Raw genomic sequence first — 18,606 nt, 5'->3', positions numbered from 1 at the left:
CAACGCATATGCACAGCAACTTAATGCTGCTTAAACTGGTGTCTACTTTAGTCGGGCCATTCCACCTTGATTGCTTACCGCTTACCGCTTACCGCTTACCGCTTACGCTGCCCGAAGGGCTTGTATTTAGACGGCTGCTTTGTGGCTGCGCTGCGGTATAGTGTCAGTATTAACATAATCAATAGCCTAGTACAGAGGAAGATATGGACATCGGGATCCCACGAGAAATAAAAAATCACGAATATCGAGTTGGTATGACCCCTGGAGGGGTAAAAGAGCTGGTGCGCGATGGTCATCACGTCATGGTGCAAAAGGGAGCCGGTAATGGCATTGGTTTGCTGGATGAAGATTATGCGGCGGCCGGTGCTGAATTGGTCGATGATGCTCGTGATATTTTTGCTCGCGCCCAGATGATTATTAAAGTCAAAGAGCCCCAGCCAGCAGAATATCAGCAGCTAACACCGGGGCAAGTGCTGTTCACTTATCTGCACTTAGCCCCAGACTTTGCGCAAACCCAAGGCTTGTTGGCGTCAGGCTGCACGGCCATTGCCTATGAGACAGTGACGGATGAACAGGGCGGCCTTCCTTTGCTCGCACCCATGAGTGAAGTAGCGGGGCGCATGGCGATTCAAGCCGGCGCCCATTGCCTAGAAAAAGCCCAAGGCGGGCGCGGTGTGTTACTGGGCGGAGTGCCCGGAGTCTCTCCTGCCCGAGTGCTGATCCTTGGTGGCGGTGTAGTGGGTATTAATGCTGCGCGCATGGCCATGGGCTTGGGTGCAGATGTGACCTTGGTTGATTCATCATTAGCCCGCTTAAAAGAGCTGGACGCAATGTATGGCCCTGGGCTAAAAACGCTGTACTCAACTGTTGCGAATATTGAAACGGAATTAGCGCGTAGCGAATTAGTGATTGGGGCAGTATTGATCCCTGGTGCGGCAGCACCTAAGTTGGTGACGCGAGAAATGCTACAGCTGATGCCCAAAGGATCGGTACTGGTTGATGTAGCCATCGATCAAGGTGGTTGTTTTGAAACCAGTCATATTACCACTCACCAAGACCCCACGTTTGAGGTAGATGGCATAGTGCATTACTGTGTGGCAAATATGCCTGGAGCCGTGGCCTACACCTCTACGTTTGCGCTTACTAATGCGACCTTGCCGTTTATTAAGGCGGTGGCAAACTTGGGTTGGCAGCAAGCAATGCAACAAGATGCTCACTTGGCACAAGGGCTGAATGTGCATCAGGGGCAAGTAATTTGCCCTGCCGTAGCCAAGGCGCATAACTTGCCGCACACGCCATTGGAGCAAGTGCTTTGCCGCTAATGTTGAATGCTTAATTTTTAATGTTGAATGAATAACAAAAAAAGCACCAAACCTAAAAGTTTGGTGCTTTTTCTTTAGCTAGGTACTGCATTTTAGCTGTATTCCTGATACCGGGTCGAACTCGGCATGACGAAGATTCAGGATCTCTAACATCAGCTGTACGCTTTACGTTAAACGCTATACGAAAAAACAAAATAGGTTTCATCTTTAACGTACAGCTTATGGCTTAAAGCGCGCAGCTCCCCGAAGGGGCAGAGATACCGAGGCAGGCCCGGTAAGACGGCTGAAAACATAAGACCGACAAAAGACGGTGTTTTAGCTTTAACTCGGCGCTTGGTGCTGGGCGCCGTCATTTATCTTTTTTGTCTTCGTTTTCATCTGGGTGATAGCTGTCGCGAGGCGCGGGAGGTACACCCCAGTTTTCTTCTTTTGCCTTATCTTTTCTTTCTTGTTGATCCCAGTCTTTCAACTGCATTTTATCGCGGTTTCTTTTTACTGATTTTTCAACCCGTTTGGTATCTTTGAGTGCACTAACAAATAGCCCAACAATGAATAACAGTGGCAGAGCAATCCAGAGCCAAGTGCTCATGATTTAATCCTCATTAGAGTGGCTAATAAAACGAACAAAAATGTTGTCCAGTTGCTTAAGAATATGCGTTTTCCCGGCAATTTGCTGCATTTTTAGTGTGTCGGCGATTAATGGTAACGTGAGCTGACTGGCGCAATCGGCGGACAGCGGACGATAGCTTAGATGCCACGGTTCAATTGCAACGCCGCTATGAATAGCAACACCACTACTTTGCTGAGCAAATGGCAAGAAAAAGCCAAATCGTTCCATGTTTGCTGTCAGCCACAGGCTTAGGGGATAAAAATAACCACCGTCCTCATATTCCCAAGGCTCGAGTTTGAGCTTGGTGCCTTCGGGTAACAAGCTGGGATCATAAACATCAACGTCTGTGCCCCAATGATGGCGGCTAGTGCCCGGCAGCGCGCTCCAATGCAAGATGGCGTTGATACGTTCAGGCTCACTGAGCGCCTGCGCATCCAGTGGCTGGCTGTTGGCATCTAGCAATGGACGTGATCCTTCGAATTTACCATTCCAAATAGCCAGCTGGCGATCAAAACTGCGAAAGCTAGAGGCCGGCATTAGTTGAAATCCGGCCTCGGCAGCACTGGCTTGCATGGCCATAAAGGCGTCTCTGGCCTCGGCTTGTAGGCGGTGACCCGGTTCGTTTAATGCCACCAAGTGGCTGTCGTTTAAGCCCAGTAAGCAAAGCGGGTTCATTAAAAGATCCTTAACTTAAGTTAATGCGCTATACGCCTTACGCTTAAAAACATTAAACCGCATCAGAAGAAAGGCATTTGCCTTTTACTTATAGCGTATGGCGTTAGGCGTACCGCTTTTTTTACTTACCAAATATGTCTGCATATTGAGTGTCTTTAAAGCCCACATGCAGCTCGCTGTTGTTATCTAACAGCGGGCGCTTAATTAGTGTAGGGTTTGCTTCTAACAATGCACTGGCAGTGGCTGGGCCTAAGTTGGCTTTGTCGGCGTCAGATAGCGCACGATAAGTTGTACTGCGCTTGTTAACTAGCTGCTCCCAACCGAGAGTGTCGAGCCAATGTTGTAAATTGTGTGCACTTAGCCCGTCGGCTCGGTGATCAATAAACTGATAATCGATGTTGTGCAGCTCTAGCCACTTGCGCGCTTTTTTAATGGTGTCGCAGTTTTTAATACCGTAAAGCTTGATGGTCAAAGTAAGTTCCCGTAGGTGCTGCAGCGTCATATAACGTAAGTGAATGCCATGTAAACGAATATAACGTGACTGAATACAATAGGCCGAATTTTGTCACTTAAGCTCAGCGTCTGCAACTCACTGAAGATAATCAACAAAACAGCAACCAGACCAATAATTTTTAGTGAACGGCATTATACACTGGCGCCACTGGCGTGCTTTGGTTACTGTGGGTGCTTTTTGTCGCATCCTAACTATTTAAAAGGGGAATGAGTTGGACTTAAAAGAATACTGGAGTGATCGGTCACACTCTCGGGATTTCAAGCTCATCCGCATTGGTTTTGTCGCCGTTCGTTTTCGTTGGTTAGTTAGCCTGCTGATCATCGGCATTGCGGGCTGGATTGCCGTGGATTGGTGGGTGTTAGACTCGGCTCATTTTAAGTTGTTGTGGAAGGTGCGCCTGATGACCGGCGTCATGCTCACGCCGTTATTGCCCCTCAGCTATCTGTGTAAGCTTAATCGGCGCTGGATGGTGTTGTCGCTGTTTGCGCTGCTGACAGTGTTACTGCTTTTCAATTTGGTGAGCCTGTGGAGTTTTCGCGATGTGGCCACCATGCCAACCGGGTATGTAGCATTTCCCTATTTTTTGCTGGCGCTATTGGCCGTGTTGCCGCTGCCGATCCGTTCTGGACTACGGGTTGCCATTACCATTATTGCCGCCGTACTAGCTACCGATTATTGGTTAGACTCGCATACCTTAAGTAATGGCAAACTGATTGAGCGGGTGTGGTTGTTGCTGTGCTTTAGCTTGGCCATGCTGTGGGTGCAAACCGGCCAGCTGCGCATGCTGATGGACTTATATCGGGAGTCGACCCGAGACCCGCTTACCCGCTTGATGAATCGTCGTTTGTTTATGAAACAATTTGCGATGGTGCGTCATAGCAGTAGCGAGAGCCAACCCTATACCCTGATATTGTTCGATATGGATAAGTTTAAGCACATTAACGATGCCCATGGCCATCTGATGGGCGATGAAGTGCTGGTCAGTGTGGCAACCACCTTGGTGGATATTTTTGGGCCCGATGCCATAGTGGCTCGTTACGGTGGCGAAGAATTTGCAGTGCTGCTGCCCAATACCCCGCTTGAACGAGGTGTACTCCAAGCCGAGACTTTACGGTTAGCCGTAGAATCACAGCCCATAGATAACCCGCTAGATGAAAGTGAAGTGATGGTGACGATTAGTGCCGGTGCCGTGAAGGGGCATAATAACAGTAATGCAGCCGAACTCTTACAGTGGGCCGATGACGCTTTATATAAAGCGAAAAGCCAAGGTCGCAACTGTGTGGTAGCACATGAATAGCGTAACCAACAGATAAGGGCTCAGTAGGTGGTGGTTTGATTAGAGGGCTTGGCTTATACTGGCCGCGAGCCCCTAATTATTCGAATCCTCATTCCCCTGCGGGATTATAACTTAAGCGAGATGTCTTATGCCCAAAGAGCATCATGAAAAACGTGCCCTCTACGTACCCTTTGCTGGACCAGCCCTGCTTGAAACGCCATTGCTCAATAAAGGCGGCGCTTTTTCTAAGGAGGAGCGTATTGCGTTCAACCTAGATGGTTTGGTACCACATAATATTGAAACAATTGACGAGCAGGTATCGCGGGCATACCAGCAATATACTTCTTTTCAGAACGATCTCGATAAGCACATTTATTTGCGCAACATTCAGGATACCAACGAAACGCTGTTTTATCGTTTGGTACACAATCACCTGAGCACCATGATGCCGATTATTTACACCCCGACTGTCGGTAAGGCGTGCGAAGAGTTCTCTAATATTTACCGTCGTGCCCGTGGTTTGTTTATTTCTTACCCGGATCGTGATCGTATCGACGACATTCTGCAAAACGCGACCAAGCGTAACGTTAAAGTCATTGTAGTAACCGATGGCGAACGCATCTTGGGCTTGGGTGACCAAGGTATTGGCGGCATGGGCATTCCTATCGGTAAGCTGTCTTTATACACCGCCTGTGGCGGTATTTCACCGGCTTATACTTTACCTGTGGTACTGGATGCAGGTACCAATAATCCGCAGTTGCTAAAAGATCCCATGTACATGGGCTGGCGCAACCCACGAGTGACGGGTGAAGAATACGAAGAGTTTGTTGATGCCTTTATTGAGGCGGTGAAGCGTCGCTGGCCAAATGTGCTGTTGCAATTTGAAGATTTCGCACAGAAAAACGCCATGCCAGTACTTAATCGCTATAAAGACGAGCTGTGCTGCTTTAACGATGACATTCAAGGTACTGCCGCGGTAACCTTAGGCTCGTTAATTGCCGCGTGTCAGGCCAGTGGTAGCAAGATTTCCGAGAAGAAAGTGGCTTTCTTGGGATCAGGTTCTGCCGGTTGCGGTATTGCCGAGCAAATTGTTGCGCAAATGAAAGCCGAAGGCTTAAGCGATGAAAAAGCCCGCCAGCGAGTATTCATGGTCGACCGCTTTGGTTTGATCACCGATAACATGCCTAACTTGGTCGACTTCCAACGCCCACTGGCTCAGTCACTCGAGCACATTAGCGACTGGCAGATAGAAGGCGATAATATTTCATTGTTAGAAGTGATGAAAAACGGTAAGCCCGACGTTCTAATAGGTGTGTCTGGTCAGCCAGGTCTGTTCACGAAAGAAGTGATCCAGACCATGCACTCTCACTGCGAACGTCCGATTGTCTTCCCACTGTCTAACCCCACTTCACGGGTAGAAGCCACGCCAGAAGACATTATCAACTGGACCGATGGCAAAGCATTGGTTGCCACTGGCAGCCCATTTGCCCCGGTAGAGCACAAAGGCAAGCTGTATGAAATCGTGCAGTGCAACAACTCTTACATCTTCCCAGGCATTGGTTTAGGTGTGTTAGCGTGTGGTGCTAAGCGTGTAACAGACGCCATGTTGATGTCGGCCAGCCGTGCATTGGCCGCGTGTTCTCCTATGGTTGATAACCCAGATGGTGCTTTGTTGCCGCCGCTGGAAGAAATCCAGAGTGTGAGCCGTCAAATTGCTAAAATGGTCGCTAAAACCGCCCAGCTGCAAGGTCAGGCGCTGCAAATTTCTGATGCGGCACTGGATGCGGCTATTGAAGCCAACTTCTGGAAGCCAGAATATCGCAAGTACCGCCGCGTATCGTTCTAAGTACGGCGTTATCTGAGAGTAGGGCATGCCTTGGCATGCCCTTTTTTTTAGCCGTGCGGAGCACCAAGCGCCCGGCGCCCAGCTAAACAAAATGCGGTGTTTATTTTTACGCCGTCTTCCTAGCGCAGATCAGGGGCTCGGGTTTGGGCCCTAGGGCTAAAAGCGAGATATTGGGCCAAGCTCGGCAAGACAGTAAAAAGCGATGGCTATTTTTTAGCTTGGTGCTGGGCGCTCGGCGCTATATTGTTTGTAATAAAATTAACTTTATGACGGTTTTTTGTTGAAAAATACAAATTCAGCCTCATATAGCTTAACCTGAGCCACAGTGATGCTCGACGCTGCAAGCATGCCTCGTTATAATGCGGCGTCTAATTTGCCAAGAAGACACTTGGTTGTGAAAACTCCATGTTTTCATCAAGATTGTCTTTATCAAGATTCAAGGAAGCAGCCCAGGCTGTTTTATATCAATCATAGGGTCAGCACTACGGTGCTGAAGAACATTGAGGTAGAAGAATGCAAGTTTCAGTAGAAACGACTCAAGGCCTGGAGCGCCGCCTGACCATTACCGTGCCTGCCGAGCAGGTAGACGGCGAAGTTAATGGCCGCCTGCGTCAGCTAGCTAAAACCCGTCGTATCGACGGTTTCCGCCCAGGTAAAGCGCCGCTGACTGTAATCAAGAAAATGTTTGGTGCATCAGTTGAAGAAGATGTAGCGGGCGATCTAATGCAGCGCAACTTCTTTGAAGCCGTAATCAGCGAAAAGCTGAACCCAGCTGGTATGCCAACTCTGGCTCCTGCTGCATTAAAAGCGGGCGAAGACTTTACCTTTATCGCCACGTTTGAAGTGTACCCAGAAGTTGAAGTTAAAGGTCTGGATGCAGTTAGCATCGAGAAGCCACAGGCCCAAGTACAAGACGAAGACTTGGACAAGATGATCGAAACCCTGCGCAAGCAACATGCAGACTGGGTTGTCGTTGAGCGCGAAGCTACTACCGACGACCGCGTCACCATGAACTTCGTCGGCTCAGTAGACGGCGCCGAGTTTGAAGGCGGTGCTGCCGAAGACTTCGTACTGGTATTGGGCTCTGGCCGTATGATCCCAGGCTTCGAAGAAGGCCTAATGGGCAAGAAAGTGGGTGATGACTTTACTCTAGAAGTGAACTTCCCTGAGGAATATCACGCCGAAAACCTCAAAGGCAAACCAGCCCAGTTCGCTGTTTCTGTCACTAAGGTTGAAGCTCAGGAATTGCCTGAACTGACTGAAGAGTTCGTGAAGCGTTTTGGCATTGCTGATGGCGCCATCGACGGCCTGAAAGCAGAAGTGCGTAAAAACATGGATCGCGAATTGGCTCAAGCCTTAAAAGCGGCAGTAAAAGAGCAAGTGATTGACGGTTTGCTAGAGCAAAACCCCGTTGATGTGCCAAAGTCGCTGGTCGACAACGAAATTGAAACACTGCGCAAGCAAGCGCTGCAGCGTTTTGGTGGTGCTGATCAAGCAAATGTACCGCAGCTACCAGCTGAGTTGTTTCAAGAGCAAGCCGAGCGTCGTGTACGTGTAGGTCTGTTGTTGGGCGAAGTGATCAAGAAAAACGAAATCAAAGCCGATGATGCCAAAGTGCAAGAAATTATTGCTGGCATGTCTTCAGCCTACGAAGATCCGTCTGAAGTAGTGGCTTATTACAACGAGAATCCAGAGATGCTGGAAAACGTGCGTAACTTAGCCATCGAAGATCAGGCGATTGAGTTTGTACTGAGCCAAGCGAAAGTAACCGACAAGCAGGTTACCTTTGACGAACTAATGAACAAGTCAGGTACTGGCGCATAATAACCAGTTGACTTAGGCGTTAAGCTCTTGCGTATAATGGCCCTAGTGTAAGTGCACTCGGGCCATTTTGTTTTAGGGACAATATCTTATGTCAAATATGCATGATTCGATGACGAACGGGCCCTTAGCTGCTCTAATCCCCATGGTGGTAGAGCAAACCGCTAAGGGTGAACGTTCTTATGATATCTATTCTCGCCTGCTAAAAGAGCGAGTGATTTTTCTGACCGGCCAAGTAGAAGATCACATGGCCAACCTGATTTGTGCTCAGTTGCTATTCTTGGAATCAGAAAATCCAGAAAAAGATATTTATTTGTATATCAACTCACCGGGTGGCTCAGTGACTGCAGGCATGTCGATTTACGACACCATGCAGTTTATTAAACCCAACGTGAGCACGGTGTGCATGGGGCAAGCCGCTTCTATGGGTGCCTTCTTGCTGGCCGGTGGTGAAAAGGGCAAGCGCTTTATACTGCCTAACAGCCGGGTGATGATTCACCAGCCACTGGGTGGCTTTCAGGGTCAGGCGTCTGATATACAAATTCACGCCAAAGAGATTCTCTTCATTAAAGAAAAGCTCAATCGCCTGTTGGCCGAACATACCGGTCAAGACTTGTCGATTATTGAACGCGATACCGACCGTGACAACTTTATGTCAGCCGAAGGAGCCAAAGATTATGGCTTGGTTGACGAAGTCCTATTCAAACGCGATTGAGCAAAGCGGAGTGGGGTGCGGTACACTCTTTTAATAGGGTGAGCGAGGCACTCCTCAGCCGGTACGCATACGAGGTGACTGAATGACAGACAAACGCAAGGGCGAAGGGGACGGCGGCAAGCTGCTGTACTGTTCTTTTTGTGGTAAAAGCCAACACGAAGTGCGCAAGCTCATTGCAGGCCCTTCCGTCTATATTTGTGACGAATGTGTCGAGCTATGCGAAGACATCATTCGGGAAGAAATTAAAGACATTTCGCCTAAGGCGGAGGGCGATGCGCTACCCACACCACACAAGATTCGTGCTAATTTAGATGACTATGTTATTGGTCAGGATCATGCGAAAAAAGTGCTGGCTGTGGCGGTGTACAACCACTACAAGCGGTTGCGCAATGCAGGATCCACAGACGGCGTTGAGTTAGGCAAGTCTAACATTTTGCTTATCGGGCCAACCGGTTGTGGTAAAACGTTGCTGGCAGAAACACTGGCTCGCTTACTGGATGTGCCTTTTACTATGGCGGATGCTACTACGCTAACCGAAGCCGGTTACGTGGGGGAAGACGTTGAAAACATCATCCAGAAGCTGCTGCAAAAATGTGACTACGATGTAGAAAAAGCCCAGCGTGGCATTGTTTACATTGATGAAATTGATAAGATTTCTCGCAAGTCCGACAATCCTTCCATTACCCGTGACGTGTCGGGTGAAGGGGTGCAACAAGCCTTATTGAAGCTGATTGAAGGCACGGTTGCTTCTATACCGCCCCAGGGCGGGCGCAAGCACCCACAGCAGGAGTTTTTACAGGTAGATACCTCGAAAATCCTCTTTATCTGCGGTGGTGCCTTTGCGGGCCTAAATAAGGTGATTGAGCAGCGCCTAGATAAAGGCACCGGCATTGGTTTTAGTGCCGATGTGAAGTCGAAAGACGACGGATCTTCGTTGAGTGCAGTCATTAATCAGGTAGAGCCAGAAGACTTGGTTAAATACGGTCTGATCCCCGAGTTTATCGGCCGTTTACCGGTAGTGGCTACTTTGACCGAGCTGGATGAAGATGCCTTGGTGCAGATTCTATCTGAGCCTAAGAATGCGCTAACTAAGCAGTATGGCGCCTTGTTTGCGTTAGAAGACGTTGAACTTGAGTTTCGTGACGACGCCCTGCGAGCCATTGCCCACAAGGCCATGGAACGTAAAACCGGAGCTCGTGGCTTGCGTTCTATCGTAGAGGCGGTGCTGTTAGACACCATGTACGATTTGCCTGCGCAAAGCGACGTAGCCAAGGTAGTGGTAGACGAAACCGTTATCAAAGGCGAGTCGGCTCCCTTACTGATTTATCAGAAAGGGGATAATCAGGCGGCATCGGGTGACTAAAGACCCGTTTCACGCATCACGGTTGCTAGTACCCACAGATACATTTTGTGAGCTGAAACACCAAAGTGCGTGATTTTTGACCGATAAAAGGGGCTTTATGCCCCTTTTTTTGTTTTTATGGGTTCAATGATTGAATCTTTAGATCCTGCCCCCATATACTTCCCAAGCGCTATTACATTGCATTCAAGCCGAGAGGACACTATGACCCTAGAGCGTTGTGAACGCACCGATACCCCCGTTCTGCCTCTCCGTGACGTGGTGGTATACCCTCATATGGTGATACCACTGTTTGTGGGACGGGAAAAGTCCATCCGCTGTTTAGAAGCAGCCATGGACCAAGACAAAAAAATATTACTGATCGCACAGAAAGAAGCGGCTACCGATGAACCGGGAGTTGACGATCTCTATGAGGTTGGTACGGTTGCTAACATACTGCAGCTGCTGAAACTACCCGATGGCACCGTTAAGGTGCTGGTTGAAGGTGGCCAGCGGGCGCGTATGGAAGACTTACGCGAACAAGACGGCTACTTTGTTGCCCAAGCTCAATACTTGGAAACAGAGGCGCTGGATGAGCGCGAGCAAGAAGTATTAGTTCGCTCGGCCATCACCCAATTTGAAAATTACATCAAGCTTAATAAGAAGATCCCGCCTGAAGTATTAACCTCGTTGTCGGCGATAGAAGATGCCGCGCGATTGGCTGATACTATGGCCGCTCACATGCCCCTGAAGCTGGAAGACAAGCAGAAGGTGTTGGAAGTGGTTCAGGTTGGCGAGCGTCTCGAGTATCTGATGGCCTTAATGGAGTCAGAAATTGATGTGCTGCAAGTTGAGCGTCGTATTCGTGCCCGCGTTAAAAAGCAAATGGAAAAAAGCCAGCGCGAGTACTACCTCAACGAGCAAATGAAAGCGATTCAAAAAGAATTGGGCGATATGGATGACGTGCCCGATGAATTTGAAGCGCTGCAGCAAAAGATTGAAGATGCAGGCATGCCCGAAGAAGCACGGACAAAAGTCGATGCTGAAATGGCCAAGCTGAAGATGATGTCCCCCATGTCGGCAGAAGCCACCGTAGTACGCGGTTATATCGACTGGATGGTGGCGGTGCCATGGAAGAAAAAATCCAAGGTGAAAAAAGATTTAGCCAAAGCCGAAGAGACGCTAGATGCGGATCACTACGGCCTAGAAAAGGTTAAAGAGCGCATTATTGAGTATCTGGCCGTACAAAGCCGGACCAATAAGCTTAAAGGACCCATCTTGTGCTTAGTGGGACCGCCGGGTGTGGGTAAAACCTCTCTGGGGCAGTCTATTGCCAAGGCCACTGGACGCAAGTATGTGCGCATGGCGTTGGGTGGAGTGCGCGACGAGGCCGAAATTCGTGGTCACCGTCGTACTTACATCGGTTCTTTACCGGGTAAGCTGATTCAAAAAATGGCCAAGGTCGGTGTTCGCAACCCGCTGTTCCTGCTCGATGAAATCGATAAGATGGCGTCGGACATGCGTGGCGACCCGGCATCTGCGTTATTAGAAGTGCTGGACCCAGAGCAAAACCACAGCTTTAACGATCACTATCTGGAAGTCGATTACGACTTATCAGATGTGATGTTTGTGGCCACCTCTAACACCATGCATATTCCGGGGCCGTTATTGGACCGCATGGAAGTAATCCGTCTTGCGGGTTACACCGAAGATGAAAAGCTCAACATTGCCAAAGACCATTTACTGTCTAAGCAAGTGGATCGCAATGGCCTGAAAAAAAGCGAAATTACCATTGAAGATTCGGCGATCGTCGGCATTATTCGCTATTACACCCGAGAAGCCGGTGTGCGTAGTTTGGAGCGAGAAATCTCTAAGCTGTGCCGCAAGGTGGTGAAGGAGATACTGCTTAATAAAGATATCAAGCAGGTCACTATTAACCAAGAAAACCTCAAAAACTACTTGGGTGTGCAGCGTTTTGACTATGGCAAGGCCGAAGAGCATAACCAGATAGGTCAGGTCACTGGCTTAGCATGGACCGAAGTGGGCGGCGAGTTGCTGACCATCGAAGTTGCTAACGTGCCGGGTAAAGGCAAGCTTGCTTATACCGGTTCGTTAGGCGATGTCATGAAAGAGTCGGTGCAGGCGGCGATGACAGTAGTGCGCTCTCGTGCCGATAAGTGGCGCATTAACAGCGACTTTCACGAGAAGCGTGATATTCATGTGCACGTACCCGAAGGGGCAACCCCCAAGGACGGCCCGAGTGCGGGTGTAGCCATGTGTACGGCGCTGGTGTCTAGCTTAACCGGTAACCCGGTGCGCGCCGATGTAGCCATGACCGGTGAAATCACCTTGCGTGGCGAAGTACTGCCCATTGGTGGTTTGAAAGAAAAACTACTGGCCGCCCGTCGTGGTGGTATCAAGCGCGTGCTGATCCCGAAAGAAAATGAACGTGATTTAGAAGATATTCCAGAAAATGTGAAGCAGGACCTGACTATTTATCCGGTACGTTGGATAGAAGAAGTTCTGGAATTGGCACTAGAACAGCCACCTGAAGGCTTTTCTGTAGGGTCTGAGTAAGCTTTTTCGCCATACTTAGGGTTTCTGACTTGTCAGCAGCCCTAAGTCGCAGTAGCCTTGGATAAAATTATTGGGCTATACCTGTGGCATGGATGACATCGCGCAGGTTAGTCAACTGGCACGGGGTTCGTTTTAGAGACCGGTCATTTATTTATTAATAACAATATCGAAGGGTTGCTGCACAACAGCAACCTATCAACGACAAGGGGAATGACTTTGAACAAATCTCAACTGATTGACAAGATTGCCGATGGCGCAGACATCACTAAAGCAGCAGCTGGCCGTGCCTTAGATGCCTTTGTTGAGTCAATTACCGAAACGCTGAAAGAAGGTGATACAGTGTCTTTGGTCGGTTTTGGTACTTTTTCTGTGCGCGAACGTGCTGCTCGTACCGGCCGTAACCCACAAACCGGTGCCGCTATTGAAATAGCTGCCGCTAAAACTCCTGGCTTTAAAGCAGGCAAAACGCTGAAAGACGCGGTTAACTAAAAAGTGGGCGCTGGGCAGTAAGCTCGTTAAGCCATGACTTTAAAAGGCGCATCACATTGGTGCGCTTTTTTTTCGATTATAACTACACACCCCTTTCGCGGGAGTAAAGGCAGATTATGTTTTTTGACAAACTAAGAGCGGGCGCCCAAGGCACCGTGTCTAAAGTCATCCTAGTATTAATTATTTTATCTTTTGCCCTCGCCGGTGTTGGCAGTTATGTCACTCAGCCTAAAGCCGAAGTTGCCGCCGTGGTTAATGGCGATGAAATTAGTGCTCAGGTGCTAGAGAATGCCTATCGCAACGAGCGCAGCCGGCTAGAGAATCAACTGGGCCCGCAATTCAGTGAACTATTGGGCGACCCGCTATACGTAGAGCAACTTCGCCGCTCGGTACTCGAGCAGCTAATAGAGCAGCGTCTAATTGATCAAAAAGTTGCTGAGCTAAATTTGTACGCCAGTGATGAGCAGGTGCGCAACGCGATTCGCAACTTGCCAGAGTTTCAGCAAGATAATCAGTTTAACAATGATCGCTATCAACAGCTGTTATCACGCAGTGGCATTAGTGCCGAGCAATTGCGCGATAACATGCGCCAAGACTTAAGCCGCCAGATGTTACTGAATGCGGTAATTGGCTCAGGCTTTACCCTAGAGTCTGAAGCAGGCCTGCTTGACCGCTTAAGCCGCCAGCAGCGCGACGGCGAATTAGTACGTCTGCCGTTAGCTGATTTTAATAATAACGTTACCCTAAGCGATGATGAGGCTCAGGCCTACTATCAGCAGCACGCAGAGCAGTTTAAACGCCCAGAGCAAGTCAAAATCAACTACCTGCTATTGGATGCGAGCAACTTAGCTGCTACTGAAGTAGACGAAGCGACCATTGAAGCGGAATATCAGGCTAACCTGTCGGCTTACAGTCAGCCAGAGCAGCGCCAAGTGGCGCACATTATGCTGAACAAAAGCGATGACGCGGCGGCAGAGCTGCAAACTATTCGTGACCGTTTGACTGCGGGCGAGTCGTTTAGCGAATTGGCACAGGCCGAATCAGATGATGTATTTTCGGGAGCTAACGGCGGCGAGCTAGATTGGATGGAGCAGGGCACCTTGGATCCTGCATTTGATGAAGCAGCCTTTGCGTTGCGTGAAAAAGGCGAGGTATCTGCGGTAGTCGAAAGTGAATTTGGTTTTCACCTCATCACCTTGTTAGATACGCGCGAGGCAAAAGTAAAGCCATTGGCGGAAGTACGTGACGCCATTGCCAGTCATTTAGCACAAGAGCAAGCCGCTAACGCGTTTTATGAACAAGAGCAGCGGTTAGCCGAATTGGCATTTGAGTTTCCAGACTCACTGGATATGGCCGCTAATGAGCTGAATCTACCTATAGTGTCCACTGAGTACTTCTCGGCGCAAGATGCCCCCGAGGCTATTAATGACACCCGAGTGCTAACCCCTGCATTTTCAGAAGATCTGCGCAACCAAGCCATGAACTCAGAAGTGATTGAGTTGGGTGATAACAAGGCGTTGGTTATTCATGTGGTTGAGTACAGAGCCGCTGCGGTACGCGAGTTTGCTGAAGTGAGTGAGTTAGTGCGCGAACAGGCGTTAACGGTAAAAGCACGTGAGCAAGCCACTCAAGCCGCTGGTGAATTACAGCAAGCGTGGGCCGCAGGCGAACAGAACGCGTGGTTGGATCAACACGGGTTGGCCATTACTGAGCTTAAGGGTGTGACACGCGACAGTGCACAGAACCCGGCTGTGATCAGCGCCTTGTTCACCATGAAAGCCCCGCAGGGGCAGGCGACTAGCTTGCATACCTTGAGTTTGGCCGATGGTAGCCAAGCGGTGCTAAAGCTGAACGCGGTGCACACGCCTACAGAAACATCTGAGTCACTGCCCCAAATACAACAAAGCCAAACCGGCATTCAAGGTCAGCGTGATTACGAAAGTCTGCTCTCGGCACTTAAAGCGTCGGCCAGCATTAAATATCGTCAGTTAGCATCAGCCGATGAAAACTTCTGATATTGTTTAAATATATAAGGCGCTACGGCGCCTTTTTTAATGTCTGAGGTTCACTTTCATTACCAACCGCTAATTGGTTTACGCATAATTAAACGGCCCTCTCGGCGGCGTTTCCTTTTCGTTGGTATCTTCGTTATGATGCTACTCATAAGTAAGCAATATATAACTAGTCGGTTAACGCAGTCGGAGAGCATCTTTTGATTAACGTATTCCTGGTTGATGACCATGAGTTAGTGCGCACAGGGATCCGACGCATACTAGAAGACGTCAAGGGAATGAAAGTGCTGGGCGAAGCCAAAAGCGGTGAAGATGCCGTGCAGTGGTGTCGTGAGCAGCATCCTGATGTGGTGTTAATGGATATGAATATGCCGGGCATAGGTGGCTTGGAAGCTACGCGCAAAATATTGCGTTTTAATCCGGAAATTAAAATTATCGTTTTAACCATTAACACCGAAAACCCGTTTCCAACCAAAGTAATGCAGGCGGGGGCTTGCGGTTACCTAACCAAAGGCGCTGCGCCGGACGAAATGATTAATGCGATTCGTTTGGTACACAGCGGCCAGCGATATATTTCGCCTGACATTGCCCAGCGTATGGCATTGAGTCAGTTTTCTAATAACGAAAATCCCTTTAAGCAGTTATCGGAGCGAGAACTGCAAATTATGCTGATGATCACCAAAGGTCAACGCGTGACTGATATTTCTGAACAGCTCAGTCTGAGCCCTAAAACCGTGAATAGTTATCGCTATCGTTTATTCAGCAAGCTGGATATTAACGGTGACGTTGAACTGACTCACCTTGCCATTCGTTATGGCATGCTGGATGCAGAAAAAATATAACCGCGATGAGCGATACTTTTGATGCCTCCGCCTTTTTAAAGGTAGTTACCGAACAACCCGGCGTTTATCTGATGTTTGATGACGCTGGGGTGATCATTTATGTTGGTAAAGCCAAAAATCTAAAAAAGCGGTTATCCTCTTATTTTCGTGCCCAGGTTAATAGCGAGAAGACTCGCGCCTTGGTACGGCATATTCGAGATGTGCAGGTCACGGTCACCCATACCGAGACCGAAGCGCTGATCCTCGAACATAATCTGATCAAACAGCACCTACCTCGCTACAACGTATTGCTGCGTGATGACAAATCTTATCCCTATATAATTATCAGTGAGCATAGCCACCCGCGTATTGGCCTGCACCGAGGCGCGCGTAAGAAAAAGGGTGAATATTTCGGGCCTTATCCTAATGGGGTAGCGGTTCGCGAAAGTCTGCACCTAATGCAAAAGCTGTTTCCGGTACGCCAGTGCGAAGACAGCGTATATGCCAATCGCTCTCGCCCTTGCTTGCTCTATCAAATTAAACGTTGTGCCGGCCCTTGTGTGCCGGGCTTAGTGAGTGATGAAGAATATAATCATCAGTTACAATTAGCGCGACTGTTCTTGCAGGGTAAAAACCAGCAGGTGTTGCAGGACGTTGCTAACAGCATGGACGTAGCCAGCACCGAGCTGCGCTTTGAAGACGCCGCCAAATATCGTGACCAGCTGCACGCCCTGCGCCGAGTGCAAGAGCAACAGTTTGTGAGCGGTAATGTGCTGGACGACCTCGATGTCATCGGCCTTGCCTTGTCGCCCAGTCAGGCCTGTGTACAGGTGCTATTTATTCGCCAAGGCAAGGTGTTGGGCAGTCGCAGTTATTTCCCTAAAATGCCGCCAGACACCGACGCCGAAGAAATATTACAAAGTTTTGTGCTGCAATTTTATTTGTCGGGTATCGGTGGCCGAGAAGCTCCCGCCGAAATTTTGCTTGATCACACCTTGTCCGACGAGGAAGTGTTAAGCGAGACGCTGAGTCAGCATTATGGTCGCCGTATTAAACTGCGCAGCCGTACGCGCTCCGAACGAGCCCGCTTTATTAAGCTGGCGCGCACCAATGCAGAAACGGCGTTGGCCAGTCGCTTAGCGCACAAAAGCACACAACGACAACGCTTGCTACAGTTAGAAGAGGTACTAGCTTGCCCGGCCATTTCACGCATGGAATGCTTCGATATTTCCCATACCATGGGTGAAAAAACCGTGGCCTCTTGTGTGGTGTTTAATCAAGAAGGCCCACTAAAAAGTGAGTATCGACGATTTAACATCACCGGCATTACAGGGGGCGACGACTATGCCGCCATGGAGCAAGCCTTAAGCCGACGTTTTCATCAGGCCGATATCGACAAGTTGCCGGATATTTTATTTATTGATGGTGGCTTGGGCCAGCTAGCTAGGGCCGAAGAAGTGATTGCCCGCGAGTTGGCCGACAGCCCTCGCCAGCCGCTGCTTATTGGGGTGGCGAAAGGGGTAACGCGCAAGGTGGGCCTAGAAACCCTTGTTATGGGGGGCACTCATGAAGAACGCCACTTGCCGGCAGACTTACCAGCACTGCACCTTATTCAGCATATACGGGATGAATCGCACCGTTTTGCCATTACTGGGCACCGCGCGCAGCGAGGTAAGGCACGTACTACCAGTACCTTGGAAACAATTCCGGGTGTAGGCGCCAAACGGCGACAAGCTCTGTTAAAATATTTGGGCGGAATTCAGGAAGTAAAACGTGCCAGTATCGATGAACTGGCTAAAGTGCCAGGGATCAGTCAGGCATTAGCAGAAAAAATTCACGGTGCGTTGCATCACTAAGCGGCATCATGCACCATGGTGTTGCATCATCTAATGGTCCTAAAACAATGATAAATGTACCTAATTCCCTGACTTTATTTCGATTACTGCTGGTCCCCGTTTTTATTGTGCTGTTTTATGTGCAAATAGAAGGGGCTTATATGTGGGCCGCTGCGGTGTTTACCTTCGCGGCCGTCACCGACTGGCTCGATGGTTTTTTGGCGCGTAAGCTAAAGCAGAACACCCCCTTTGGTGCTTTTCTTGATCCGGTTGCCGATAAGGTGATGGTAGCGGCGGCGTTGATTATCATCGTTGAAGATTACAGCAGCCCGCTGGTGACCATTCCTGCGATGATCATGATCAGCCGAGAAATCATTATCTCGGCACTGCGTGAGTGGATGGCCGAAATTGGCCAGCGTTCTCAGGTGGCCGTTAGTTGGATAGGTAAGTGGAAAACCACCATTCAAATGGTGGCACTCATTGCTTTGATCTGGCAACACAACCTGTACATGATTTGGTCCGGTTATGTGTTGCTTTATATCGCCACCGGTTTAACCCTGTATTCAGCTTACGATTACTTAAAAGCCGCTTGGGGTGATTTAACCCGTTCGGCTTAGATACTGTTGTGAAGGGTGAAGGGTAAAAGTTAGACGGATAATACTTATCTACAAAAATGACTTTTATCTTTCATGCCTAACTGTTTACAGCTCATTCAACATCTTTAATCATTGAAAAGTCTAATTAATAGTCAAAA

Annotated in this window: 15 protein-coding genes; 12 read left to right on the top strand and 3 right to left on the bottom strand. The window is 49.1% G+C overall.

The features are described from left to right. Window positions 1-203 precede the first annotated feature (203 nt). Entirely contained in the window at window positions 204-1,322 is a 1,119-nt protein-coding gene (ald, locus tag ACFQ1C_RS13185; protein WP_379559085.1) for an alanine dehydrogenase, read from the top strand. A gap of 349 nt (window positions 1,323-1,671) precedes the next feature. On the opposite strand, the gene ACFQ1C_RS13180 is transcribed toward ald, so the two are convergent. From ACFQ1C_RS13180 to ACFQ1C_RS13170, 3 genes are all read right to left on the bottom strand, one after another. After that, window positions 1,672-1,911, bottom strand: a complete 240-nt coding sequence (locus ACFQ1C_RS13180) for a hypothetical protein (RefSeq protein WP_379559084.1) — start codon at window positions 1,909-1,911, stop codon at window positions 1,672-1,674. Window positions 1,912-1,914: 3 nt separating this feature from the next. Then, window positions 1,915-2,607: a M15 family metallopeptidase gene (locus tag ACFQ1C_RS13175; protein ID WP_379559083.1), complete on the bottom strand. Its 693-nt coding sequence runs from the start codon at window positions 2,605-2,607 to the stop codon at window positions 1,915-1,917. Window positions 2,608-2,728: 121 nt separating this feature from the next. Continuing rightward, window positions 2,729-3,079 (bottom strand): ArsC family reductase, encoded by a 351-nt coding sequence (locus tag ACFQ1C_RS13170; RefSeq protein ID WP_379559082.1) that lies wholly within the window; start codon window positions 3,077-3,079, stop codon window positions 2,729-2,731. A 253-nt stretch (window positions 3,080-3,332) separates the two neighbouring features. On the opposite strand from ACFQ1C_RS13170, the gene ACFQ1C_RS13165 reads away from it, so the two are divergent. From ACFQ1C_RS13165 to pgsA, 11 genes are all read left to right on the top strand, one after another. Then, entirely contained in the window at window positions 3,333-4,418 is a 1,086-nt protein-coding gene (locus ACFQ1C_RS13165) for a GGDEF domain-containing protein (protein WP_379559081.1), read from the top strand. A 127-nt stretch (window positions 4,419-4,545) separates the two neighbouring features. After that, window positions 4,546-6,243 carry an NAD-dependent malic enzyme gene (locus tag ACFQ1C_RS13160; RefSeq protein WP_379559080.1) on the top strand — a complete coding sequence of 566 codons (1,698 nt, stop codon included), beginning with the start codon at window positions 4,546-4,548 and terminating at the stop codon, window positions 6,241-6,243. 513 nt (window positions 6,244-6,756) lie between these two features. Further along, complete coding sequence (gene tig / locus ACFQ1C_RS13155) at window positions 6,757-8,067, top strand: trigger factor (protein WP_379559079.1); 1,311 nt, start codon at window positions 6,757-6,759, stop codon at window positions 8,065-8,067. 88 nt (window positions 8,068-8,155) lie between these two features. Beyond that, on the top strand, window positions 8,156-8,779 hold the full coding sequence (clpP, locus tag ACFQ1C_RS13150) for an ATP-dependent Clp endopeptidase proteolytic subunit ClpP (RefSeq protein ID WP_379559078.1): 624 nt from the start codon (window positions 8,156-8,158) through the stop codon (window positions 8,777-8,779). Window positions 8,780-8,861: 82 nt separating this feature from the next. Further along, window positions 8,862-10,142: an ATP-dependent protease ATP-binding subunit ClpX gene (gene clpX, locus ACFQ1C_RS13145; RefSeq protein WP_379559077.1), complete on the top strand. Its 1,281-nt coding sequence runs from the start codon at window positions 8,862-8,864 to the stop codon at window positions 10,140-10,142. A gap of 201 nt (window positions 10,143-10,343) precedes the next feature. Further along, complete coding sequence (gene lon, locus ACFQ1C_RS13140; protein WP_379559076.1) at window positions 10,344-12,695, top strand: endopeptidase La; 2,352 nt, start codon at window positions 10,344-10,346, stop codon at window positions 12,693-12,695. A gap of 216 nt (window positions 12,696-12,911) precedes the next feature. After that, the gene (gene hupB, locus ACFQ1C_RS13135; RefSeq protein WP_379559075.1) at window positions 12,912-13,184 is read left to right on the top strand and encodes a nucleoid-associated protein HU-beta; all 273 of its coding nucleotides are present in this window, start codon (window positions 12,912-12,914) and stop codon (window positions 13,182-13,184) included. Between the two features lie 116 nt (window positions 13,185-13,300). Further along, on the top strand, window positions 13,301-15,199 hold the full coding sequence (locus tag ACFQ1C_RS13130) for a SurA N-terminal domain-containing protein (RefSeq protein ID WP_379559074.1): 1,899 nt from the start codon (window positions 13,301-13,303) through the stop codon (window positions 15,197-15,199). A gap of 197 nt (window positions 15,200-15,396) precedes the next feature. Continuing rightward, window positions 15,397-16,038, top strand: coding sequence for a UvrY/SirA/GacA family response regulator transcription factor (uvrY, locus tag ACFQ1C_RS13125; protein ID WP_379559073.1), 642 nt, complete (start codon window positions 15,397-15,399; stop codon window positions 16,036-16,038). A 5-nt stretch (window positions 16,039-16,043) separates the two neighbouring features. Beyond that, on the top strand, window positions 16,044-17,873 hold the full coding sequence (uvrC, locus tag ACFQ1C_RS13120; RefSeq protein WP_379559072.1) for an excinuclease ABC subunit UvrC: 1,830 nt from the start codon (window positions 16,044-16,046) through the stop codon (window positions 17,871-17,873). Window positions 17,874-17,920: 47 nt separating this feature from the next. Further along, window positions 17,921-18,469, top strand: coding sequence for a CDP-diacylglycerol--glycerol-3-phosphate 3-phosphatidyltransferase (pgsA, locus tag ACFQ1C_RS13115; RefSeq protein WP_379559071.1), 549 nt, complete (start codon window positions 17,921-17,923; stop codon window positions 18,467-18,469). Window positions 18,470-18,606: the final 137 nt, after the last annotated feature.

The organism is Oceanisphaera ostreae, from assembly GCF_042676125.1.
Taxonomy (GTDB): Bacteria; Pseudomonadota; Gammaproteobacteria; order Enterobacterales; family Aeromonadaceae; genus Oceanimonas; species Oceanimonas ostreae.
This window is presented reverse-complemented; position numbering and strand designations above follow the sequence as displayed.

Bases quoted from the DNA above. Each gene is read 5' to 3' on its own strand.
- ald (WP_379559085.1), top strand. From the start codon at position 204: ATGGACATCGGGATCCCACGAGAAATAAAAAATCACGAATATCGAGTT.
- ACFQ1C_RS13180 (WP_379559084.1), bottom strand. From the start codon at position 1,911: ATGAGCACTTGGCTCTGGATTGCTCTGCCACTGTTATTCATTGTTGGG.
- ACFQ1C_RS13175 (WP_379559083.1), bottom strand. From the start codon at position 2,607: ATGAACCCGCTTTGCTTACTGGGCTTAAACGACAGCCACTTGGTGGCA.
- ACFQ1C_RS13160 (WP_379559080.1), top strand. From the start codon at position 4,546: ATGCCCAAAGAGCATCATGAAAAACGTGCCCTCTACGTACCCTTTGCT.
- tig (WP_379559079.1), top strand. From the start codon at position 6,757: ATGCAAGTTTCAGTAGAAACGACTCAAGGCCTGGAGCGCCGCCTGACC.
- clpP (WP_379559078.1), top strand. From the start codon at position 8,156: ATGTCAAATATGCATGATTCGATGACGAACGGGCCCTTAGCTGCTCTA.
- clpX (WP_379559077.1), top strand. From the start codon at position 8,862: ATGACAGACAAACGCAAGGGCGAAGGGGACGGCGGCAAGCTGCTGTAC.
- lon (WP_379559076.1), top strand. From the start codon at position 10,344: ATGACCCTAGAGCGTTGTGAACGCACCGATACCCCCGTTCTGCCTCTC.
- ACFQ1C_RS13130 (WP_379559074.1), top strand. From the start codon at position 13,301: ATGTTTTTTGACAAACTAAGAGCGGGCGCCCAAGGCACCGTGTCTAAA.
- uvrC (WP_379559072.1), top strand. From the start codon at position 16,044: ATGAGCGATACTTTTGATGCCTCCGCCTTTTTAAAGGTAGTTACCGAA.
- pgsA (WP_379559071.1), top strand. From the start codon at position 17,921: ATGATAAATGTACCTAATTCCCTGACTTTATTTCGATTACTGCTGGTC.